Source organism: Streptomyces sp. NPDC059897 (assembly GCF_042730865.1).
Classification (GTDB): Bacteria; Actinomycetota; Actinomycetes; order Streptomycetales; family Streptomycetaceae; genus Streptomyces.
This window is the reverse complement of record NZ_JBHWKQ010000001.1, coordinates 445,899-466,848: the sequence shown is the minus strand read 5'-3', so window position 1 is coordinate 466,848 and position 20,950 is coordinate 445,899. Positions and strand designations below refer to the sequence as shown.

Below are 20,950 nucleotides of genomic sequence, written 5' to 3'. Positions count from 1 at the left end.
TCAGTGCAGGCAGAGGCAGAAGGGGTGCCCGGCCGGGTCCGCGTAGACCCGCCAATTGGTGTCCGGGTGGAGCTGGTCCGTGCGTTCCAGGAGCGTCGCGCCGAGGGCGAGCACGCGCTTCTCGTCGGCCTCGAGGTCGTCCACGTCGAAGTCGAGGTGAACCTGTTGCGGGCGCTCCTGGCCCGGCCACTGCGGCGGCTGGTAGCCGTCCACCCGCTGGAAGGCCAGGCGTGTCCCCTCGAACCCCACCACGTCGACCCAGTCGGGGTCCTCGGGGTCGGTGACCACCCGGCCGCCGAGCAGCTCCGCGTAGAACTCGGCGAGCTGTACGGGGTCGGCGCAGTCCAGTGCGACCGCCTGCAGTTTCTTGATCACTTACGGCACTCCTCGCTCGTCCGCCGCTTCTGCGACATCCTGCACGGGAAGTGTCGTACCCGCCACCGCGGCGGACACACCCGCCGCGGTGGCGCCCCGTTCAGCTGCGGCCGATCAAGTCCGGTGCGGGCTCGGGCAGTTGCTCGTCAGCGGCGTCGGAGGAGGCGATGTCCGCGGCGTTGTCCGGGTCCTCGCCGCCCGCCCTGCGCCACAGCGGCTTCAAGCGGTACGTGAAGAGGTACACGACGACCGCGACAGCCGCTGCGACGAGCATGCTGAGGTCGCCGGCGCCCGGGTGGGCCGCGGCGAAGGCGCCCGTGTAGATGTCGGACACCCAGAACGGCACGGACGCCGCGACGCCGGCCGCCCACGCCACCAGGCCCCAGTCGATGACCCTGGAGCGGTCGTACAGCTCGGCGATCCTGCGGGGGTCGCTGCGCCCGCCCAGGTAGAAGTCGATCAGGAGCACGGCGGCGAACGGGGCGATGAAGTACGCGGTCAGGTTGAGGAAGACCTTGAACTTGTCCTCCGTGCCGGAGGCGCCCCACAGGCTGATGCCATAGGCGAGGACGCAGATCGCGGCCACCGCCTGGGTGCGGGTGACGGGGACCTTGAGGGTCTGGACGGAGATCGCGCCGCCGTAGACGTTGAGGAAGTTCTGGGCCAGCGCCGACAGGCCCACGGCGACGAGTGCGGGGACGGCGAACGGGCCCATCAGCTCGTGCAGGGCGGCGATGGTGTCCGAGCTGGAGGCGGAGGCGCCGACCACGACGCCGAGGATGCCGAGCCAGGCGATGGTGAGGAAGTTGCCGAGGGCGGTGTACCAGGTGGTGTGCCGGACGACCTTCGCGGTGTCGGGCAGGTAGCGCGAGTAGTCGGAGGCGAAGGGCATCCATGCCACGAGGAACGCCAGGAACCAGCCGCCCAGCGTGATCGAGCCGCCCGCCGCGCCGACATACCCGTCCGCGTGCGGATTCGCCTCGAAGAGGCTGCCGCCGCGGACCACCGCCACGACCGTGATCAGTACGAACAGCGGGGTGAGGACGTACGTCAGCGCCCGCTGCAGGAAATTGATCATGTTGTAGCCGAAGATGGCCACGACGAGTTCGACCACGGTGAGCAGCAGGGCGCACAGCCAGTACGGCAGGTGGCTCAGCTCGGCGAAGGCCTTGCCGCCGAGGATGACCGTGACGGCGGCCCAGCCCACGCCGGAGAACACGTTGATGTAGGCGACGGGCAGGAAGTTGCCGAAGAAGCCCAGCGGCCCCCTGGCCTGGATCTGCTGCGGCACACCGAGGCGGACGCCCATACGGGACATGACGGCCATCAGCAGGGCGCCGACACCGGCGCCGACGACGATCGCGGCCGCGGCGGTGGTGAAGCTGAGCCCGAAGTACGCGGCGCTGAAGCCGAGCAGGATGACCGGGAAGTTCAGACCCGCGGCGAACCACACGAAGAACTGTGAACTCGGTTTTCCGTGCCGCTCGCTGTCGGGGATGTGGTCGACGCCGAACGGCTCGACCTTCGTGACGGCGCTGCCGTAGACGGGCGGGCCCTGGGAATCATGGGTCATGGCGTGCTCCGGGGAACGAGGATGCGGGGGCGGACGCGAGTCACCACGGAAGGGGCGCCGTCTGCGAGATGTCGAAGAAGCCGCCACCGCTGTAGACGAGCGGGGCGAGGTCGGAATGACCCGCAGACACTACACGTCCGGTGAAGACGGTGTGACTTCCGGCCTCAAGCCGCTCGCCGATCTCGACCTCGAGACGGGCGGCGGAGCCCTCGAGCAGCGGGGCGCCGTGCTCGCCCGGTGCCCAGTCGAGGTCCGCGAACTTGTCGGCGCCCTTGCTCGCGAACACCTTCGCCACGTCGAGCTGGTCGGCCGCGAGGATGTTGATGCCGATGTGGGTGGCACGGTGCAGCGCGGGGTGTGTCGACGAGCTGCGCTGGACGCACACCAGGACCATCGGCGGGTCGAGCGAGATGCTGGAGAACGCGTTGACCGCGAGGCCCTTGGGGGTCCCGTCGTCGTCCGTGGTCACCACGGTGACACCGGTGATGAACTTGCGGTGCACCCCCTTGACCAGGTCGGCGTCGACGGCGGCCTCGTGCGCCGTCGTGATGATGCCGAGCGCCTCCAGGAGCTGCCGGGAGTCGAAGGTCACGGACTCCTCGGTGACGGTGTCACCGTCGAAGCGGGCGAACGTGGCACCCGACACCTCGACGGGCCTGCCGGTGGGCGGCACACCCATGAACGTGTCGGTGTGCCGGCCCGTGCTGCGCCAGCGGACGGCGAGCCGGTCCCCGTCGACGACCAGGTCCTCGATCTCGGTCCGCAGATCGGGGAACGCCGCGCGCACCGCGCTGATGCTCTCCTTGAACCCCTCGCGGTCCTGAGCGGTGCCTGCCGGTCCGCGGCGGCGCACGTAGCCGGGGCTCAACACGGCGTCCAGGGCGTCGACTTCACCTCGGTTCCAGGCCGCGTCCCAGGCGGCGCGGAGGCGGGCGGGGCGGTCGGTGGTGTGTTCCAGGGTGAGTGACATGACGGCTCCATCGATCGGATCGGCCTGCTCTTGCATGGCAGATCTGTTGTATGGCAGTGGACCGTAGGAATCGGGCATCCGTCATGTCAATGGTTCGGACGGAATTCGCTGCCCACCGGGTCGTGTTGCGGGAAACTGCTAGGTCAGAGATGACTATTTGCCGTCGACCCTTGACGGCTCTCTGAAAGCGCTCTTAGCCTCACTGCCATGGCACAGCAATCATCAGCAGGCCAACCGCTGTGGGCCTCGCCCACACGAGGCAGACTGCGCAAGGTCGTCACCGTGGTGGACGAGGTCCTCCTGGAGCTCGGCCGGCCGGTCGCGACCCCCGTACGCCGCGTCGCCGCGGCCGCCGTGATCGAGAACCCCTGGGCCGGGCGCGGATTCGTCGCCGACCTTCAGCCCGAGGTGGAGGAGATCGCGCCCGGCATCGGCCGCCTCCTCACCGACCGGCTGATCGAGACACTCGGCGGCGTGGAACATGTCGAGGCCTTCGGCAAGGCGGCCGTCGTCGGGCTCGACGGCGAGATCGAGCACGGCGGGGCATTGATTCACACCCCGTACTTCGGCAATGTGCTGCGCGAGCTGACCGAGGGCACCTCGATCATCGTGTTCAGCGACGACCGGCTCGCGGCCGGCGAGCCGCTGACCGTCCCGGTGTGGCACAAGACCGCCGCCGCCACCCGCTCCCACTACCAGACCGTCCAGATCCGGGTGCCGGACGCACCGCGCCCCGACGAGCTCGTCGTCGTGGCCGCCGCCGCATCGGGGCCCCGCCCCAACGCCCGGATCGGAGACCGCCGCCAGGACCCCGTGGTCCGCCTCGCCGACTTGGAGACCGCCCGATGAACCTCCGCAAGATCGTGACGTACGTCGAAGACATCCACGCCGAGGGCGGCCGCCCCGTCGACTCGGTGGCCCGCACCGCCGTCGTGCTCGCCGTGATCGAGAACCCGTGGGCGGGCCAGGGCTTCGTCGACGACCTGCTGCCCGGCATCGACGAGGTGGCACCCCAGCTCGGCGAGCTGCTCGCGCCGCGCGTCGTCGAAGCGCTCGGCGCGCCCGTCGAGGCGTACGGCAAGGCCGCGATCGTCGGCCTCGACGGCGAGGTGGAGCACGGCAGCGCCCTCATCCACACGCTGAAGTTCGGCGACCACTTCCGCAAGGCCGCGAACGCCACCACGCTCCTCCCGGCCGTGGAGAAGCGGGCCGCCGCCGGGGGTGTCTTCGACATCCCGCTGAAGCACATCACCGACGCCACCGTCCGCTCGCACCACCAGAGCATCGAGGTACGGGTCCCGGACGGCCCGCGCGCCGACGAGATCGTCATCGGCCTCGCCGCTGCCGCGCAGGGCCGCCCGCAGGCCCGCCTCGCCCCGCTCTCCACCGAGCAGTAGGCACCGCCATGGACAAGCCGATGGACGAGCCGATGGGCAAGCCGCCCCTCGTACTCCTGCACGGCGTCGGCCTCGACCGCACCATGTGGGAGCCCGTCACCGCCCTGCTGGCCGACCGCTTCACCGTCGTCGCCATCGACCTGCCAGGACACGGCGCCCGGCCGCCGGTGCGCGGCGACGTGACCCTCGCGGAACTCGCGGACGGTGTCGCCGGGCACATCCCCGCCGGCTCGCATGTGGTGGGTTTCTCGCTCGGCGCCCTCGTGGCCCAGCAACTCGCGCTGCACCAGCCGGAGTTGACCCGCACGCTCACCTCGGTCAGCTCGGTGTGCCGCCGCACACCCGACGAGCGGGCGGCCGTCCGGGCCCGGCTGCGGGCCGCCGAGAGCGACTTCGCGGCGAGCACCGAGGCATCCATCGAGCGCTGGTACGCGGGCACCACCGTGCCGGACGAGGTCGTCGACCGGACGCGGGCCACCCTGCGCGCCAACGACGTCGACTCCTTCCTCGGCTGCTACCAGGTGTTCGCGGGCGCCGACGCCGAGCTCGGCCCGCGCCTCGGTGACATCACGGTGCCGTCCCTGGCGGTGACCGGGGAGAACGACCCCGGATCCACCCCTGAGATGGCACACCGGCTCGCCGCCGCGTTGCCCGACTGCCGGGCCGTGATCGTGCCCGGCGCGCGGCACATGCTGCCCGTCGAGCGCCCGGAGGCGTTCGCCGAGGCCCTCACGACATTCATCACGCAGAGCGCACAGCTCAACGACGAGAGCGCACCTGGAGACACCGCACATGTCTGAGCCCACCACGCTCACGACCACGCTCAAGACCTGGAAGCACTTCATCGGCGGCAGATGGGTCGAGCCCGCCGCGGGCGAGTACTTCGACAGCACCGACCCGGCCACCGGCCGCACCCTCTACCGCGCCGCCCGCGGCACCGCCGCCGACATCGACAAGGCCGTCGCCGCCGCGCGCGCCGCCTTCGAGGACCCGGCCTGGCGCGACCTCAGCCAGACCAAGAGGGGCCACCTCCTGCGCCGCCTCGGCGAGCTGATCGCCGAGAACGCCGAGGAACTCGCCCTCATGGAGTCGCGGGACAACGGCAAACTGCTGCGCGAGATGCGCGGACAGCTCGCCTCGCTGCCCGAGTACTTCCACTACTACGCGGGCCTCGCCGACAAGATCCACGGCGAGACCATCCCGACCTCCGACCGTGCCGTCCTCAACTACACGGCCCGCGAGCCCCTCGGTGTCGTCGGCGCGATCACCCCGTGGAACTCGCCGCTGACCCTGACGACCAGCAAGCTGGCTCCCGCCCTGTGCGCGGGCAACACGGTCGTCGTCAAGCCCTCCGAGTACACCTCGGCGAGCGGTCTGCGCCTCGCGGAGCTCGCCCTGGAGGCCGGCTTCCCGCCCGGCGTCGTCAACGTCGTCACCGGGTACGGCGCCGAGGCCGGCGGGCCCCTCGTCGACCACGAAGACCTCGCGAAGATCTCCTTCACCGGCTCCACGGCGACCGGATCGAAGATCGCCGCGTCGGCCGCGGGCCGCTTCATCGGCTCCACCCTCGAGCTCGGCGGCAAGTCCCCGCAGATCGTCTTCGAGGACGCCGACGTGGCGAACGCCGCGATGGGTGTCATCGCCGGTGTCTTCGCCGCGGCCGGACAGACCTGCATCGCCGGCAGCCGCGTCTTCGCCCACCGCTCCGTCTACGACGAACTGCTCGACCGGGTCTGCGAGCGCGCCAAGTCCATCCGCATCGGCGACCCCCTCGACGAGGCCACCGAGCTCGGCCCGCTCGCCTTCGAGGCGCAGCGCGACAAGGTCGCCGCCTACGTCGACCTCGGCCGCGAGGAGGGCGCCCGGGTGCTGACCGGCGGAGCCGCCACCGACGGCGGCACGGGCGGCTGCTTCTACGAGCCGACCGTCCTGGTCGACGTCGACAACGGCATGCGCGTCGTCCGCGAGGAGATCTTCGGCCCGGTCGTGGCGATCATGCCGTTCGACACCGAGGACGAGGTCGTCGGCCTCGCCAATGACACCCAGTACGGCCTGGCGGCCGGGATCTGGACCACCAACCTGTCCCGCGCGCACCGGGTGGCGGGCCGCCTCGACGCGGGCACGGTCTGGGTCAACACCTACCGGGCCATGTCCCCGATGTCCCCGCGCCAGGGCTTCAAGGCCAGCGGCGTCGGCGTCGAGCACGGCACCGAGACCATCAAGGAGTACACCCGCCTCAAGAGCGTATGGATCAACACGAGCGAGGAGCCCGTGGCCGATCCGTTCACGATGCGGAGCTGATCGGCCGTGCCCCAGATCACCGTCACGCTCGCCGAGGGCCGCACCCCCGAGCAGATCAGGACCCTGCAGCACGAGGTCCACGAGGCCGTACTGCGCTCGATCGACACCCGGCCCGAGTACATCCGGGTCGTGGTCCACGAGGTGCCCGCCACCCACTGGTCCACAGGAGACACCACCATCGCCGAGATGCGAGCGGCCACCCGCACCACCGCAGAGAAGGAGCTGTCATGAGGTTTTCGCTGTTCGTGCACATGGAGCGCTGGGACGAGAGCACCACCCACCGCGAACTCTTCGAGAACCTCACCGAGCTGACGCAGATGGCCGAGGCCGGCGGGTTCAGCACGGTGTGGGTCGGCGAGCACCACGCCATGGAGTACACGATCTCGCCCAGCCCGATGCCGATCCTGGCGCACCTGGCGGCGAAGACCGACACCATCCGGCTCGGCGCGGGCACCATCATCGCCCCGTTCTGGCACCCGGTCCGGGCCGCGGGGGAGACCGCGCTCCTCGACGTCATCAGCAACGGCCGCGCCGAGGTGGGCCTCGCCCGCGGCGCGTACCAGATCGAGTTCGACCGCCTCGCCGACGGACTGAAGGCCAGCGACGGCGGCAAGCACCTGCGCGAACTCGTCCCCGCCGTACGGGCGTTGTGGCAGGGCGACTACGCGCACGACGGCGAGATCTGGCAGTTCCCGACGTCGACCAGCGTGCCCAAGCCGGTGCAGCAGCCCACCCCGCCGATGTGGATCGCCGCCCGCGACCCCGCCTCGCACGACTTCGCCGTCGCCAACGGCTGCAACGTCATGGTGACCCCACTGATGAAGGGCGACGAGGAGGTGGCCGCGCTCAAGGAGAAGTTCGACACCGCCGTGGCCAACCACCCCGAGGTGGAGCGCCGCCCCGACATCATGGTGCTGCGCCACACCCACGTGCACGCCCCCGAGGACCCGGAGGGCTGGCGCCCCGCGGCCGAGGGCATCAACAAGTTCTACCGGACCTTCGACGCCTGGTTCGGCAACAAGAAGGCCCCGGAGAACGGCTTCCTGGAGCCGAGCCCCGAGGAGAAGTTCGCCGAGCGCCCCGAGTTCGCGCCCGAGGCCCTGCGCAGGACCGCGATGATCGGCACGCCCGCCGAGGTGATCGAGCGGCTGCGCGGGTACGAGGAGCTGGGCGTCGACGAGTACAGCTTCTGGATCGACAACACGCTCTCGCACGAGGAGAAGCGCGAGTCGCTGAAGCTGTTCATCAAGGAGGTCGTCCCGGCCTTCGAGTAGGGCCGACACCCCACGGCATTGCCCGCCCCAATTGCCCGTCCTCTTGCATGGCAATTCCGGGTTTCCCTGTCAATTGACGCCACACGTCCCGGAAGACTAGGTTCTCGTGCCATGCAAGAGCCCAATAGCCTCGCACGCAGGCCGCTGCAGCAGACCAGCATGCAGGCGAAGGTCGCCGAAGAGCTGCGTCGGATGATCATCAGTGGGGAGCTGCCGCCGCGCTCCAGTCTCTCCGAGATGACGCTGTCGCAGACCTTCGGCGTCAGCCGCACCCCGATCCGTGAAGCTCTCAAGCAGCTCCAGATCGAGGGCCTGGTGGAGGTGCGCCCGCGGGTCGGCACGTTCGTCGCCGTGCCCTCGCGCCGCGAGATCACCGAGCTCTTCCAGATGAAGGAGCTCCTGGAAGGCGCGGCGGCCCGCCTCCTCGCCTTCCGCGGCAACGTCCCCGAGGTGGAACGCCTCGCCGCCAACATGAGCGCCGCCGACGAGGCGGTGCGGGCCGGTGACTCGGAGCAGTACGAGAAGCTGGTGCACGACTTCCACGAGCTGATCATGGTCGGGGCCGACAACTCCAAGCTGGAGGCCCACTACCGCACCCTGATGAACCAGCTCGCCTACGCCCGCCTCGTCCGCACCTCCCTCTCCCAGCCGGGCCGGCTGAGCGAGTCCGACCACGAGCACCACCGCGTCCTCGACCTCATCCGCGCCAAGGACGGCGACGGCGCGGAGCGTGTCATGCGCGAACATGTGCGGCGCAGCCACCAGGCGCTGATGGCCGGGATGGACGACGAGCGGTTCAAGGACTGAGTAGTTCAAGGGCTGAGCGGCGCCGCCGGAATTCGGGTGCGGCTACGTGCCCCCGTGGTGTCTCATCGTCGCCATGGCCATCGAGTTGAGCACACCTGGCGTCGACGACCTGGACGAGGCCGTCGACGCGCTGCGCACGTGGCAGCACGACACGGCGCCGATGCAGCTGCACCCCGGCGACCTGGGCTGGTACCGGCGCAGGGGCGCGGAGCGGGCCGCCGCTTCGGTGCGGACATGGCGGCGTGACGGGCGGGTGCTCGCCGTCGGACTGCTCGACGGCCCCACCCTGCTGCGACTGACCCTCGCACCCGAAGCCCACCAAGACGCGGAACTGGCCCAGCAGTTGCTGAACGACGTGGGCGACCCGGGGCGCGGGGTCCTGCCCGAGGGGGCCGTCGACATCGAGGCTCCCAGCGGCGTCCTGTTGGACGACCTCCTGGACCGGGCCGGCTGGCTCACCGGTGAGGCATGGACGCCGCTGACCCGCGATCTCACCGAGCCGGTCGCACCCCCGGCCGTACGGATCGAGGTGACGGGGGAGGACCGGGCGGAGGCGTACGCGGCCGTGCACCGGGCGGCGTTCGACGGGTCGACGTTCACCGCGGAGCAGTGGCACGCGATGGCCGCCGGTTCGCCGCACGCGCAGCCGCGATGTCTGCTCGCGTACGACGACGAGGGCGCGGCCGTGGCAGCGGTGACGGTGTGGTCGGCGGGCCCTGGACGGCCCGGACTGCTCGAACCGATGGGCGTGCACCGGGACCACCGCGGCCGTGGCCACGGGGCGGCGATCTGCGTCGCCGCGGCGGCAGCGCTCCGCGAACTCGGCGCGTCGAGCGCCCGCGTGGGCACACCGAGCGCCAACACCGCGGCCGTGGCCACCTACAGGGCGGCGGGCTTCCGGCCGATGCCCGAGGTCACGGACCGCTGCCGCAAGCCAAACGACAGGCCCTAGTCACCTACCGTGCCGTCGGCCATCTCCCGTAGGACGTCGATGTGTCCGTTGTGGCGCGAGGTCTCCTCGATGAGGTGCATCAGGATCCAGCCGAGGGTGACATGGGTGCCGTCCCTGACCGGGCGCTTCGCCGTGGCCAACAGGTCGGTCCCGGCGACGAGTTCGCGGTAGCGGGCGCTCTGCTCCTCGTACTCGGCGACGAGTTGGGGGAGCGGGGTCTGCGCGCCGAGCCGCATCTCGCGGTCCGGGTCCTCGTCCGTCCACGGGCCCGCGTCCTCCTCGCCGAGGAAGATCACCTGGAACCAGTGGTACTCGACCCACCGGAGGTGGTTGATCAGGCCGCCCAGCGTCATGAGCGGCGAGCCGGGCAGCGGCGCCGCGCCCCCGTGCTCGGGCGCGAGGTCCGCGCACTTGGCGACGGCCGTGGCACGCGCGTAGTCGAGGAAGGTCGTGAGCATCGTGCGCTCGTCCCAGGACGGCGGCATGTCGGTGCGGGTCATGGCGCGATCCTGGCACGCGCCGACAGGGCGCGACAGCGGATTTCGCCGCGGGCGCGGGGAAGGGGTGTGCCGCTCGACCGGTGCGGGGGACCGGCTACGCCGCCCCGGCCCCGCCCAGGCGCTCCCGCAGCGTGCCCGCGAACTCCTCCGCGCGGCCCAGCTGTTTGCGCAGGTCCGCGACGCGGTCGGCCGCCGCCTGCTCGAAGTGGCGTACACGGTCCAGGAGTTGCTCGCGCTCCTCGCCCTCGGGTGGCGGGGTCGCGTCGAGGCGGTCCGTGGCGTCGAGGAGGTCCCGCATCTGGTCGAGGGTGAAGCCGAGCGGCTTCATGCGGCGGATCACCATCAGGCGGGACACGTCGTTCTCGGTGTAGAGCCGGAAGCCGCCCTGGGAGCGGGCGGACGGGATGACGAGGCCGGTCTCCTCGTAGTGCCGGATGGTGCGCAACGACAGCTCGGTCCGCGTGGCGACCTCGCCGATCTGCATGTGCTCGCTGCTCACGCGGCGCCTTTCTCCGTGTCTGCGTGGTGTCACCGAGGCCACAGTCGGCGACACCCATCTCTACCCTAACGTTAGGGTAGAGTTGCTGGTCGTCAGGGTCGGCCGTGCGCCACCCGTCCTTCCGTACGCACAGGCCGCGCGACGCCGGTGTGCCCGACCACGACAGGTTACTTTCTCTTGCCCCCCTCCTCCGCCCCTTCCCTGTCGTCCCCGGCCGCCCGGCTGCGGCGACCGCGCCGCCCCGACTGGTGGTCCGACCCGAAGGTGTGGCGCACCGAGATCCTTGCCGGGCTCGTGGTGGGGCTCGCGCTGATCCCCGAGGCGATCTCGTTCTCGGTCATCGCCGGTGTCGATCCACAGATCGGTCTCTTCGCCGCGTTCACCATGGCCGTGACGATCTCCGTCGTCGGCGGTCGGCGCGCCATGATCTCGGCCGCCACGGGCGCGGTCGCGCTGGTGATCGCGCCGCTCAACCGGGAGCACGGGTTCGGGTACCTGGTCGCCGCCGTCATCCTGGCCGGTGTGTTCCAGATCGTCCTCGGCGCGCTCGGGGTGGCGAAGCTGATGCGGTTCGTGCCGCGCAGCGTGATGGTCGGCTTCGTCAACGCCCTCGCGATCATGATCTTCATGGCGCAGGTGCCCGAGATGACGGACGTGCCGTGGGCCGTCTATCCGCTGATCGTCGCCGGGGTCGCGCTGATGGTGTTCTTCCCGAAGGTCACCAAGGCCGTCCCGGCCCCGCTCGTCTCCATCGTCATCCTGACGGTCATCACGGTCGCCGCCGGAATCGCCGTGCCGACCGTGGGGGACAAGGGCGAGCTGCCGTCCTCGCTGCCGGTGCCCGGGCTCCCGGACGTGCCGTTCACCCTCGAGACCCTGAAGATCGTCGCCCCGTACGCGCTCGCCATGGCGCTCGTCGGTCTGATGGAATCCCTGATGACGGCCAAGCTGGTCGACGAGATCACCGACAGCCGCTCGTCCAAGACCCGCGAGTCGATCGGCCAGGGCATCGCCAACATCGTCACCGGCTTCTTCGGCGGCATGGGCGGCTGCGCCATGATCGGCCAGACGATGATCAACGTAAAGGTGTCGGGGGCCAGGACCCGCCTGTCCACGTTCCTCGCGGGCGTGTTCCTGATGGTGCTGTGCGTGGTGTTCGGGCCCGTCGTCTCCGAGATCCCGATGGGCGCGCTCGTCGCCGTCATGGTGATGGTGTGCTTCGCGACGTTCGACTGGCACTCCATCGCGCCGAAGACACTGAAGCGGATGCCGGCCGGCGAGATCGTCGTCATGGTGCTGACCGTCGTGGTCGTGGTCGCCACCAGCAACCTCGCGATCGGCGTCGTCGTCGGCTCGATCACCGCGATGGTCATCTTCGCCCGCCGCGTCGCCCACGTCGCGAACGTCACCTCGGTCACCGACCCCGACGACGGCCAGGTCGTCTACTCCGTCACCGGTGAGCTCTTCTTCGCCTCGTCCAACGACCTGGTGACTCAGTTCGACTACGCAGGCGACCCCGACAAGGTCGTCATCGACCTCTCCGCGACCCATGTCTGGGACGCCTCCTCGGTCGCCGCGCTCGACGCCATCGAGACGAAGTACGCGGAGCGCGGCAAGAGCGTCGAGATCGTCGGCTTCAACGCGGACAGCGCGGCCCTGCACGGCAAGCTCAGCGGCGAACTCACCGGCAGCGCCTGATCCGGAGCCGGTCCTACTTGGGCTCCGTCGCGATCTGGATGAGGTTGCCGCAGGTGTCGTCGAGGACGGCGGTCGTGACCGGGCCCATCTCCAGCGGCTCCTGGGTGAAGTGCACGCCGAGCGCGGTCAGCCGCTCGTACTCGGCTTGCACGTCGTCGACGGCGAACTGGGCGAGCGGGATGCCGTCGGCGATCAGCGCGTCCCGGTAGGGCTTGACGGCCGGGTGGCCCGAGGGCTCCAGGAGCAGCTCGGCGGCGTCGGGCTCCTCGGAAGACACGACGGTGAGCCAGCGGGCCTCGCCCAGGTCCACGTCGTGCTTCTTCTTGAACCCGAGGATCTCGGTGTAGAAGTGCGCCGCCTTGGCCTGGTCGTCGACGAAGACGCTGGTCATGTGGATCTTCATGGGGTGCTCTCTTCCGGGTCCTGTGCTGGGGCTGCTGGCGTGAGCCACCGCTCCGCTATCCGGCGCAGCGGGGCGGTGTTCAGGTCATGAAACTTGTAGCGGCCCTCCCGCCTGGTCTCGACGAGTCCGGCGGCCTCAAGCGCCGCGAGGTGCTGGGAGACGGCCTGCCGGGACAGGTTCAGCTGATGCTTCATGGTCAGCCGGGAGCAGATCTCGAACAGTGTCTGCCCCGACTTCTGCGTCAGCTCGTCGAGGATCGTGCGGCGGGTGGGGTCGGCCAAGGCTTTGAAAAGGTCATCGGCCACGACCCCAGCATAGGCAAGTGTTCGCTTGCCTATCAACCGGAAGGCGGTCGTACGGGCTACTGGGCGCGCCCAGCCACCTTCTCCTCGAACGCGGCGAGCGCCGCCGCCCCGACCGCCTTGTCCTGGTCCCCGTTGCCCCCGCTGACACCGACGGCGCCGATGACCTGGCCCTCGTACACGATGGGGAAGCCGCCGACGAACGCGGCGAAGCGGCCGGGGTGCATGTGCTGGATGCCGAAGGCCTCGTTGCCGGGGAGGGCCGGGCCCTTCGGTGTCTCGTTGAAGAGGTGGGTGGCGCGCTGGTGGCCCGCCGCGGTGAACGCCTTCGCGATGGCGATCTCCACGCCGGTGAGGCGGGCGCCGGTCATACGGTGCAGGGCGATGGGGTGGGCGCCGTCGTCGGCGATGCAGATCGTCTGCTTCACGCCGACCCGCGCGGCCTCGGCCTCCGCGGCCTCCAGCATGATCACGGCGTCTTCGAGGGTGAGGCGGTGGATGGTGTGCATGCGGTCCCTCCCAGGGGTGTGCCGGTAGGTGCGGGTACGTAGGTGTCAGCGGCCGGTGAGGGCGTCGCAGTAGACCGTCTTGGTGTCCGTCACGAAGTCGAGCGCGCCGCGCCCGCCCTCCGGGAACGCGCCGGAGCTGGAGGCGCCCCAGCCGCCGAACGGGGGCGCGACGCCGTTGCCGGTGGTGCGCTGGTTGACCTTGACGATGCCGTGCCGCGCGGCGCGCACGAAGCGGCCCGTCGTGCCCAGGTCGCGGGTGTGCACGGCGGTGACGAGCCGGTGGGCGTCGCCGTTGAGGGCGGCCAGCGCCTCGTCGGGACCGTCCACCGGGACGACCGAGAGCAGCGGCCCGAAGACCTCCGCCGTGATCGCGGGGTGGTCGGCGGGAACGTCGGCGAGCAGCGTCGGAAGCAGCCAGTGGCCCGACGGGTCCGCGCCGGGCACCAGGCCGCCCTGCGCGACCGCCCGCGCGCCCGCCGCGAGCGCCGAGTCCAGGAGCCCGGCGACCCGGTCGCGCTGCGCCGCCGTCGCGGCCGGACCCATCGCCGCGGCCGGGTCGTCGCCGGGCCCGACCGTGAGCTTGGCCGTGCGCTCAGCCAGGAGGTCGGTGAACTCGGCGGCCACGGAACGGTCCACCAGGACCCGGTCCGTCGCCGTGCACACCTGCCCCGTGAGGCCGAAGGCACCGGCCGCGACCTCCGTCGCCGCATGCTCCAGATCGGCGTCGGCGCACACCAGCGCCGCGTTGTGCCCGCCGAGTTCGAACTGCGTACGGACGCCGGGGCGCATCGTGCGGTGCAGCAGCGCGCCCGTCCGGTCCGAGCCCGTGAAGCTGACGGCGCGGACCTCCGGCGCGGCGACCAGTGCCGCCATCGCCTCCGGATCGTCGCCCTGCACCACCCGCAGCGCCTCCTCGGGCACCCCGCCGCGATGGCAGGCCGCGGCGAGCCGGGCGCCGACACCAGGTGTCACCGGCGACGGCTTGAAGACCACCGTGTTGCCCGCCGCGAGCGCCGGAGCGAGCTTGCGGGCCGCGAGCGACAGCGGGAAGTTCCACGGTGTGACGGCGACGACGACACCGAGCGGAACGCGCTGCGTCCAGGCGGAGACGCCGGCGGACTCCGCCGGGTACGTGGTGCCCTCGACCATGAACGCCAACTGTGCCGCGAGCCTGAACTGCTCGACCGTCTTGGCCACTTCGCCGCGCGCCGCGCCGAGCGTCTTGCCCTCTTCCGCGCAGATCAGGGCCGCGATCCCCGCGGCGTCCTCGGCGAGCGCGGCCGCCGCGCCGTGCAGCGCCTCCGCGCGCCGCCCGGCCGTCGCGTCGGCCCAGCAGGGGAAGGCGGCAGCGGCCGTGCGTACCGCCTCGGCCGCTTCGGACGCGCTCGCCGCGGGTACCTCGGTGACCTGCCGGTGCGGTGCCGCCGGGTCGAAGGACGTCACCACCGCCGGTGGCCCGCTCCGGGAGATGGTCTGGTGCGCAAGTGGCTTCTGAGTCAAGATGACCTCCACGTTCTCGTCGGCCCCGACCGCGTCAACCGCGTCTTTGATGTGTTCCCGTGCCCCCAGCATTCGTCGCGAAGGTGCCGGGCGGCTTCGTACATTCCGCACCTTCGCCGCAGGAGGATGTAGGCAGATGGCACACGACGTAGCGCACAAAAGGGAGTTGACGGTCGAAAGGCTGCTCGCCGAGCCCGCCGTCGGAGGGCGGCTCCTCGGCGGGAAGGCGGGGCTCCGGCAGCCGGTGACCTGGTGTCTGCCGCTGGCCGAACTGCCGCCGGGGCCTGGCCCCGAACGGCCCGCGGCGGGCGCGGACCTGGCCGGGATCGTGGTCTTCGCGCCGGTGGCCGAACTGACCTGCGCGCCCGACTGCCGACGGCTGCTCGCCGGGCTCGCCGCACGCGGCGTCGCCGCTGTGCTCGCCCGCCCGCAGCCGCACGCCGAACCGGACTTCGGGCCGCTGATGCGCGCGGCGGACGCCGCCGACCTCCCGCTGGTGCGGCTCGCGCCAGAGGCCACGTACCACCACATCGGGCGGCTCGTGGCGACGAAGACGATCGCGGACAGCGCCCATGTCCTCGAGTACGGCGTGCGCGTGCACCGCACACTCGGTGAGGTGTTTGCGTCCGGTTCGGGACTGCCCGCGCTCGCCCGGTCCATGGCCACCCTCGCGGGCGCCTCCGTACTCATCATGGACGAGGTGGGCGGGCTGCTGTCCCGTGCCGAGCGGGAGCGGACCGCCACGGACGCGGAGTGGCAGGAACTCGCGGCCGCCGTGCACACCGAGCAAGGGCCGTGCGCGGCGGCGGCCCCGGGACACGGCCACGCCACCGCCACCGACCTCGGCGTGACCTGGGGCGACGAGCGGGTGCACGTGGTGACCGCCCAGGTGCGGGTCGCGGGCGAGCCGTACGGGACGGTGGCCGTCGTCGAACCCGAGGCGGCGCCCGCCGCGCACGACCTCGCCCAGCACCGGGTGATCGTCGAACAGGGCGCTCCGCTCGTCGCCTCCGAGATCCTGCGGCAGCGCTCGGTCGTCGAGGCGGAGGAACGCGCGCGCGACGACTTCCTCGACACCCTCGTGCACGGCCGCTTCACCGATGGGCACGAACTCGGGGCCAGGTCACGGCACTACCGCTTCGACACGGACGCGGAGCACGCGGTGTTCGTCGCCTCGGTGCCGTACGCGGGTCCGGTCAGGGCACAGTCGCTGCCGCGCGCGGTGGCCGCGCTGCGGGGCGGCCCCGGCTTCACGATGGCGGCGCTGATGGGTCAACTGCTCGTGGTGGTCGCCGAGTTCGGTGCCGACGCAGGCAAGGGGGCGCAGGCGCGGTTCGGGCGGCAGCTCCAGCGGCTCGTCTCCGAGCACATGTCGAGCGGCGTGCAGGTGGCGTACGGGCGGGCGGCGCTCGGGGCGGCCGGTGTCGCGGCGAGCTACCGGGAGGCGCGGATCGCCCTGGAGCTGTCGGGGCGGGTGCGGGTGGCGGAGGTGTGCGGCTACGACGAGCTGCAGGTGTTCGCGGCGGTCGAGGCGGCGGCGAACTCGGCGCAGGGCCGGGAGTTCGCCCACGAGGTGCTCGAACCGCTGCGCCGCGCGGACGGGCAGACCGGGAACCTGGAGGAGGTGGTGCTCGCCTACATAGCCGAGTCCGGCAACCTCAACGCGGCGGCCCGCCGCCTCCAACTGCACCGCAACACCATGCTGTACAAGCTGGAGCGTGCCTCAAGGGCCCTCGGCATGGACGTACGGGTCGCGGAGACGCAGTTCACGGTGTGGCTCGCCCATCGGATTGAGACACTGAACGACTCGCTGCGGGTGCTGCAGGCGGAGCTGGCCCCGCCGGCGTAGCCACCGCCCCGCGCGCACTGGTGTCCCGCCCGAGCGAAGCCACCACGACCCCGACTGCCGCGAGCCCCGCACACACCGTGAAGACCCGCACCAGGCCTGCCGGTTGGGTGCCGAGCAGCGCCACGGACGCCGCTCCCAGCGACGTCGCGCCGAAGCGGATCAGGCTGAACAGGCCGAGGCCGGCGCCCGTCCGCCCGGCCTGCGAACGCGAGGCACCCGTGGCCGCCGGGGTCTGCACGAACGCGATGCCCGCCCCGGTCAGTACGAGCGCACCCACCACCGGCCACACCCCCACGCCCACCCCGGTCCCGACCGCGAGCAGCACCGCCCCGCCGAGCAGCGCCACGAGTCCCCACCGCATGACACCCCGGCCCCCGAACCGCTCCGTGCAGCGCCCGGCCACCGGAGCCAGCGAGGCCATCGCCAAGGGCAGCGCCAGGACGGCAAGCCCCGTACGGGACTGCGACAAGCCCTGCGTGCCGACCAGGTACGCAGGGGTGGCCAGGAGCACCGCGCCCAGGACGAACATCTGCGCCGCCGCCGCGAACGACGAGCGCACATAGCGGAGTTCGGCCAGGTGTCGCGGGTGCAGGAAAGGCTCGGGCCGGCGGCGTTCGACCAGCAGGAACGCCCCGAGCGCGAGCGCTCCGGCAGTCGCCGCACCCCACACCACGGGTGCGCCCGCACCCTGCGAGGGCAGCGCAGAGGCCGCGACGAGCAGCAGCCCGGCCCCGCACGTCAGCGTCAGCGCCCCGGCCCCGTCCAGGCGTGGCCGGGCCCGGGAGCGGTCGTCGCGGGGGAGCAGCAGCCATCCGCCGACCACGACGAGCACGGACAGCGGCACGATCTGCCAGAACACCGCACGCCAGCCGAGGAGTTCGGCGAGCAGGCCGCCGGTGGTCGGGCCGAGCGCCTGCCCCGCCCCGTTCGCGGCCGCCCACAACGACAGTGCCCTGCCGCGCCGTTCCTCGCCGAGCACCTGCACGACGAGGACCATCACCACCGGCAGCACGGGCGCCGCCGAGAGGCCCTGGAGCATGCGGAACGCCACGAGCAGCGGCAGGTTCGGGGCGAGCGCCGCGCCCGCCGCGCCGAGGACCATCGAGGCCATCGACGCGCACAGCACCCGACGGTGCCCGAACCGGTCGCCCAGCCACCCGGACAGCGGCATCAGCGCGGCGAGTGTCACCGGAAACGCGGTCGCCACCAGCACACCCCGGCCGAGCGGCGCGTGCAGATCGGCCAGGATCGCCGTCATGGGGACGTTCACCACGGTGTTCGCCATCGTCGTGGTCAACGTCGCGGTGAGCAGGGGAAGCAGACCGAGGCGGGTGGCGATCATGCCCGGAGTGTGCCCGCGCACCCCCGCCGCGAGCCACGTGCAAGGTGCCCCCGATTCCGGTGCGCGGCAGGGCACTTCGCACATGCGCGGCAGGCGGGTCACCGGCCCGAAATCCCTCGGAAACGGGAGGTGTCACGGACCCGCACACTGCACAAATAATGTCGCCGACAATGTGCATCGTCCCCCTGTGGCCTGGCTGCCGGGGTCGTCAGCATGCCCGTCAACCACCCGACAACCAACGGACTTCGGCCCCGCAGCGCCGGGCGCCGGGTAGGGAGTGCGGACGTGGAACTCACTGCTGCGCACTGGACGTATCTCGCGGGGGTAGTAGTCATCATCGGCGTGATGATCGCGCGCCGGAACATCGTCGTCCCGGCCGTCCTCGCCACCTTCCTGACGGCCTGGGCCTACAGCGGCGACCTCGTCAAGGGACTCGCCTCGATCTTCACCGCGAGCCTGACGGCCGCCGGTGAACTCTTCTCCATCTTCCTCATCATCGCCATCATCACCGCGCTGCTCGGCGGCCTGCGCGCGATGGGCGCCGAGCAGCGCATGGTGCGGCCGTTCCGCGGGCTCATGCGGGGCGGCCGGGCCGCGTTCCTGACCATCGCCGCCGCCACGTACTTCATCAGTCTCTTCTTCTGGCCGACGCCCGCCGTGCCCCTCATCGGCGCGATCCTGCTGCCCGCCGCGATCCGTGCCGGGCTGCCCGCGATGACGGCAGGCGCGGTGATGGCCATCGCGGGGCAGGGCATGGCGCTCTCCAGTGACTACGTCATCCAGGTCGCGCCCGGTCTGTCGGCCAAGGCCGCCGGGGTGGGCACCGGCGCGGTCGCCGACCGGGCGATGGTGCTCTCGCTGATCACCGGCGCGGTGGCGCTGACGTACCTGTACCTGCGCGGGCGACGCTCCTTCGGGGTGGCCAGCGCCGAGCACGAACTGCGCTGGCTCGCCCAGAAGAACGGGCTCGACGAGGGCGCAGAGGTGCAGCTCGGCGGCTCGCCCGGGGCACGCGGCATCGGCAAGGGGGCCGCAGCCGCGGCCGCGACCCGCGCCGCCACCGACGGGGACACCGCCACGCAGGTACTCGAACCCGCGCCGGAGGTGTCCGCCGCGCCGCCGAAGCCCGAACCGGTGCGCCGCTCAAGGCTGTTCGCGGTGCTGGTCCCGGTCACCTTCGCCGCCATCGTCGGCTACATGCTCCTCGGCAAGTTCACGAACGTGGTCGGCGAGGTGCAGGGTGACGAGGCCGCCGGGCTCGTCGGCGGTGTCGCGATGCTGCTGCTGTTCGCGGCGGTCTTCAGCATCGACGGCAGCCACGGACTGACCACCGCCGCATCGCACGTCGTGGACGGCCTGGTGTTCGCGTTCAAGGCCATGGGCGTCGTCGTGCCCATCGCGGGCTTCTTCTTCCTGGGGAACGCCGAGTTCATCTCGCAGATCACGGGCGTGCACGAGGCCAAGCCGCCCGCGCTCCTCTTCGACCTGGTGGCCTCGGTCGACCAGCACATCCCCGACAACGGCTTCATGCTGTCGTTCGCCATCCTGGTCATCGGCATGATCACGGGCCTGGAGGGCTCAGGCTTCGCGGGACTGCCGCTCACCGGCTCGCTCGCGGGCGCGCTCGGCCCGGCCGCGCACACCGACCCGGCCACCCTTGCCGCCGTCGGCCAGATGGGCTCGGTGTGGACCGGCGGCGGCACCCTCATCGCCTGGTCCTCGCTGCTCGCCGTCGCCGGCGTGGCACGGGTGCCCGTGCAGGAACTCGTACGCCACTGCTTCCTGCCCGTGGTGGCGGGACTCGCGGCGGCGACGGCGCTCGCCACGGTGCTGTTCTGACGTACTAGGAGCCGTCCGGCACTGTGCACAGAGATCGCCGCGGGGCCTGTGCACAAACACCATCCACCCTTCAACTCGCCCCGCCTACTTTGGAGTCACCCGGAAAGCGGAAAGGACGCCGCAACATGACCGAGCTTCTCTCCAGGGACGAATTCCGCAGCGCTCTCGAAGACGCCATCAAGGGCCGCGAGGCCAAGAACGCCTCCTTCAGCAGGGCATGGGCGGACGGCGAACTCAAGCGGGAGCATTTCGCGCGCTGGGCCGAGAACCACTATCACTACGTCGGCCCCTTCGCCGACTATCTCGGCTACATCTACGGAAACACCCCGGACGAATTCACCGGCGCCAAGGACTTCACCCTCCAGAACATGTACGAGGAGGAGATCGCGGACATCCGCCACACCGACCTCCTCATCCGCTTCGCCGAGGCCTGCGGCACCACCCGCGAGCGCGTCGAGGACCCGTCGAACATGAACGCGGTCACCCGCGGGCTCCAGTCCTGGTGCTACGCCGTGGCGATGCGCGAGCACTTCGTCGTCGCCACCGCCGCGCTCGTCGTCGGCCTCGAATCGCAGGTGCCGAGCATCTACAAGAAGCAGATCATTCCGCTGCGCGGGTCCTACGGATTCACCGAGGACGAGATCGAGTTCTTCGAACTCCACATCACCTCCGATGTCGTGCACGGCGAACGCGGCTACCAGATCGTGCTCGACCACGCCGACACCCCGCAATTGCAGCAGCGCTGCCTGCAATTCGTGCGCTGGGGCGCCGAGATGCGCTTCGCGTACACCAAGGCGCTGTACGACACGTACGTCAGCCCGGACCTGGAGCGGACCGCCGCGGCGTAGCGCGAGGCCGAA

Annotated in this window: 22 protein-coding genes; 12 read left to right on the top strand and 10 right to left on the bottom strand. The window is 71.2% G+C overall.

Annotation, left to right across the window (positions count from 1 at the left end; translation table 11 throughout):
* The 3 genes from ACFV9W_RS02250 to ACFV9W_RS02240 all read right to left on the bottom strand — a co-directional run bounded on the left by ACFV9W_RS02250 (window position 1) and on the right by ACFV9W_RS02240 (window position 2,918).
* Window positions 1–375, bottom strand: a complete 375-nt coding sequence (locus ACFV9W_RS02250) for a VOC family protein (RefSeq protein WP_385754621.1) — start codon at window positions 373–375, stop codon at window positions 1–3.
* 100 nt (window positions 376–475) lie between these two features.
* Complete coding sequence (locus ACFV9W_RS02245; protein WP_385754618.1) at window positions 476–1,948, bottom strand: purine-cytosine permease family protein; 1,473 nt, start codon at window positions 1,946–1,948, stop codon at window positions 476–478.
* Between the two features lie 40 nt (window positions 1,949–1,988).
* On the bottom strand, window positions 1,989–2,918 hold the full coding sequence (locus ACFV9W_RS02240; protein ID WP_385754615.1) for a flavin reductase: 930 nt from the start codon (window positions 2,916–2,918) through the stop codon (window positions 1,989–1,991).
* Window positions 2,919–3,125: 207 nt separating this feature from the next.
* On the opposite strand from ACFV9W_RS02240, the gene ACFV9W_RS02235 reads away from it, so the two are divergent.
* The 8 genes from ACFV9W_RS02235 (at window position 3,126) to ACFV9W_RS02200 (ending at window position 9,649) form a co-directional block, all read left to right on the top strand.
* Window positions 3,126–3,767 (top strand): amino acid synthesis family protein, encoded by a 642-nt coding sequence (locus ACFV9W_RS02235; RefSeq protein WP_385754612.1) that lies wholly within the window; start codon window positions 3,126–3,128, stop codon window positions 3,765–3,767.
* Complete coding sequence (locus ACFV9W_RS02230; RefSeq protein ID WP_385754609.1) at window positions 3,764–4,315, top strand: amino acid synthesis family protein; 552 nt, start codon at window positions 3,764–3,766, stop codon at window positions 4,313–4,315. The genes ACFV9W_RS02235 and ACFV9W_RS02230 overlap by 4 nt, the downstream gene beginning before the upstream one ends.
* Window positions 4,316–4,323: 8 nt before the next feature.
* Window positions 4,324–5,115 carry an alpha/beta fold hydrolase gene (locus ACFV9W_RS02225; protein ID WP_385754606.1) on the top strand — a complete coding sequence of 264 codons (792 nt, stop codon included), beginning with the start codon at window positions 4,324–4,326 and terminating at the stop codon, window positions 5,113–5,115.
* Complete coding sequence (locus tag ACFV9W_RS02220) at window positions 5,108–6,616, top strand: aldehyde dehydrogenase (protein WP_385754604.1); 1,509 nt, start codon at window positions 5,108–5,110, stop codon at window positions 6,614–6,616. The genes ACFV9W_RS02225 and ACFV9W_RS02220 overlap by 8 nt, the downstream gene beginning before the upstream one ends.
* A gap of 6 nt (window positions 6,617–6,622) precedes the next feature.
* A complete protein-coding gene (locus ACFV9W_RS02215) occupies window positions 6,623–6,847 on the top strand; it encodes a 4-oxalocrotonate tautomerase family protein (RefSeq protein WP_385754602.1) in 225 nt (74 codons plus the stop codon).
* Complete coding sequence (locus ACFV9W_RS02210) at window positions 6,844–7,890, top strand: LLM class flavin-dependent oxidoreductase (protein WP_385754599.1); 1,047 nt, start codon at window positions 6,844–6,846, stop codon at window positions 7,888–7,890. The genes ACFV9W_RS02215 and ACFV9W_RS02210 overlap by 4 nt, the downstream gene beginning before the upstream one ends.
* 111 nt (window positions 7,891–8,001) lie before the next feature.
* Window positions 8,002–8,697 (top strand): GntR family transcriptional regulator, encoded by a 696-nt coding sequence (locus ACFV9W_RS02205; RefSeq protein ID WP_385754596.1) that lies wholly within the window; start codon window positions 8,002–8,004, stop codon window positions 8,695–8,697.
* 73 nt (window positions 8,698–8,770) lie between these two features.
* On the top strand, window positions 8,771–9,649 hold the full coding sequence (locus ACFV9W_RS02200) for a GNAT family N-acetyltransferase (protein ID WP_385754593.1): 879 nt from the start codon (window positions 8,771–8,773) through the stop codon (window positions 9,647–9,649).
* Here the strand turns inward: ACFV9W_RS02200 and ACFV9W_RS02195 are convergent.
* Together ACFV9W_RS02195 and ACFV9W_RS02190 are read right to left on the bottom strand one after the other, a co-directional pair.
* Complete coding sequence (locus tag ACFV9W_RS02195) at window positions 9,646–10,149, bottom strand: DinB family protein (RefSeq protein WP_385754590.1); 504 nt, start codon at window positions 10,147–10,149, stop codon at window positions 9,646–9,648. The genes ACFV9W_RS02200 and ACFV9W_RS02195 overlap by 4 nt on opposite strands.
* Window positions 10,150–10,243: 94 nt before the next feature.
* The gene (locus tag ACFV9W_RS02190; RefSeq protein ID WP_385754587.1) at window positions 10,244–10,648 is read right to left on the bottom strand and encodes a MerR family transcriptional regulator; all 405 of its coding nucleotides are present in this window, start codon (window positions 10,646–10,648) and stop codon (window positions 10,244–10,246) included.
* A gap of 177 nt (window positions 10,649–10,825) precedes the next feature.
* Here ACFV9W_RS02190 and ACFV9W_RS02185 point away from each other — a divergent pair, with 177 nt between their 5' ends.
* On the top strand, window positions 10,826–12,346 hold the full coding sequence (locus tag ACFV9W_RS02185; protein WP_385754585.1) for a SulP family inorganic anion transporter: 1,521 nt from the start codon (window positions 10,826–10,828) through the stop codon (window positions 12,344–12,346).
* 13 nt (window positions 12,347–12,359) lie between these two features.
* Here the strand turns inward: ACFV9W_RS02185 and ACFV9W_RS02180 are convergent, their stop codons facing one another.
* Genes ACFV9W_RS02180 through ACFV9W_RS02165 form a run of 4 tightly spaced genes read right to left on the bottom strand, consistent with a single transcriptional unit; the run spans window position 12,360 to window position 15,060 of the window.
* Window positions 12,360–12,749, bottom strand: a complete 390-nt coding sequence (locus ACFV9W_RS02180; RefSeq protein ID WP_326021975.1) for a VOC family protein — start codon at window positions 12,747–12,749, stop codon at window positions 12,360–12,362.
* Window positions 12,746–13,054, bottom strand: coding sequence for an ArsR/SmtB family transcription factor (locus ACFV9W_RS02175; RefSeq protein WP_385754583.1), 309 nt, complete (start codon window positions 13,052–13,054; stop codon window positions 12,746–12,748). Before ACFV9W_RS02175 ends, ACFV9W_RS02180 begins: the two co-directional genes overlap by 4 nt.
* A gap of 56 nt (window positions 13,055–13,110) precedes the next feature.
* Entirely contained in the window at window positions 13,111–13,560 is a 450-nt protein-coding gene (locus ACFV9W_RS02170; protein ID WP_385754581.1) for a heme-binding protein, read from the bottom strand.
* Between the two features lie 45 nt (window positions 13,561–13,605).
* Window positions 13,606–15,060 (bottom strand): aldehyde dehydrogenase family protein, encoded by a 1,455-nt coding sequence (locus tag ACFV9W_RS02165; RefSeq protein ID WP_385754578.1) that lies wholly within the window; start codon window positions 15,058–15,060, stop codon window positions 13,606–13,608.
* Window positions 15,061–15,196: 136 nt separating this feature from the next.
* Between ACFV9W_RS02165 and ACFV9W_RS02160 the strand changes: the two genes are divergently transcribed.
* Window positions 15,197–16,909, top strand: coding sequence for a PucR family transcriptional regulator (locus ACFV9W_RS02160; protein ID WP_385754576.1), 1,713 nt, complete (start codon window positions 15,197–15,199; stop codon window positions 16,907–16,909).
* Here ACFV9W_RS02160 and ACFV9W_RS02155 read toward each other — a convergent pair.
* Entirely contained in the window at window positions 16,827–18,251 is a 1,425-nt protein-coding gene (locus tag ACFV9W_RS02155) for an MFS transporter (RefSeq protein ID WP_385754574.1), read from the bottom strand. The genes ACFV9W_RS02160 and ACFV9W_RS02155 overlap by 83 nt on opposite strands.
* A gap of 285 nt (window positions 18,252–18,536) precedes the next feature.
* On the opposite strand from ACFV9W_RS02155, the gene ACFV9W_RS02150 reads away from it, so the two are divergent.
* Together ACFV9W_RS02150 and ACFV9W_RS02145 are read left to right on the top strand one after the other, a co-directional pair.
* The gene (locus ACFV9W_RS02150) at window positions 18,537–20,090 is read left to right on the top strand and encodes a hypothetical protein (RefSeq protein ID WP_385754571.1); all 1,554 of its coding nucleotides are present in this window, start codon (window positions 18,537–18,539) and stop codon (window positions 20,088–20,090) included.
* Between the two features lie 125 nt (window positions 20,091–20,215).
* Window positions 20,216–20,938, top strand: a complete 723-nt coding sequence (locus tag ACFV9W_RS02145; RefSeq protein ID WP_385754568.1) for a TenA family transcriptional regulator — start codon at window positions 20,216–20,218, stop codon at window positions 20,936–20,938.
* Window positions 20,939–20,950 lie beyond the last annotated feature (12 nt).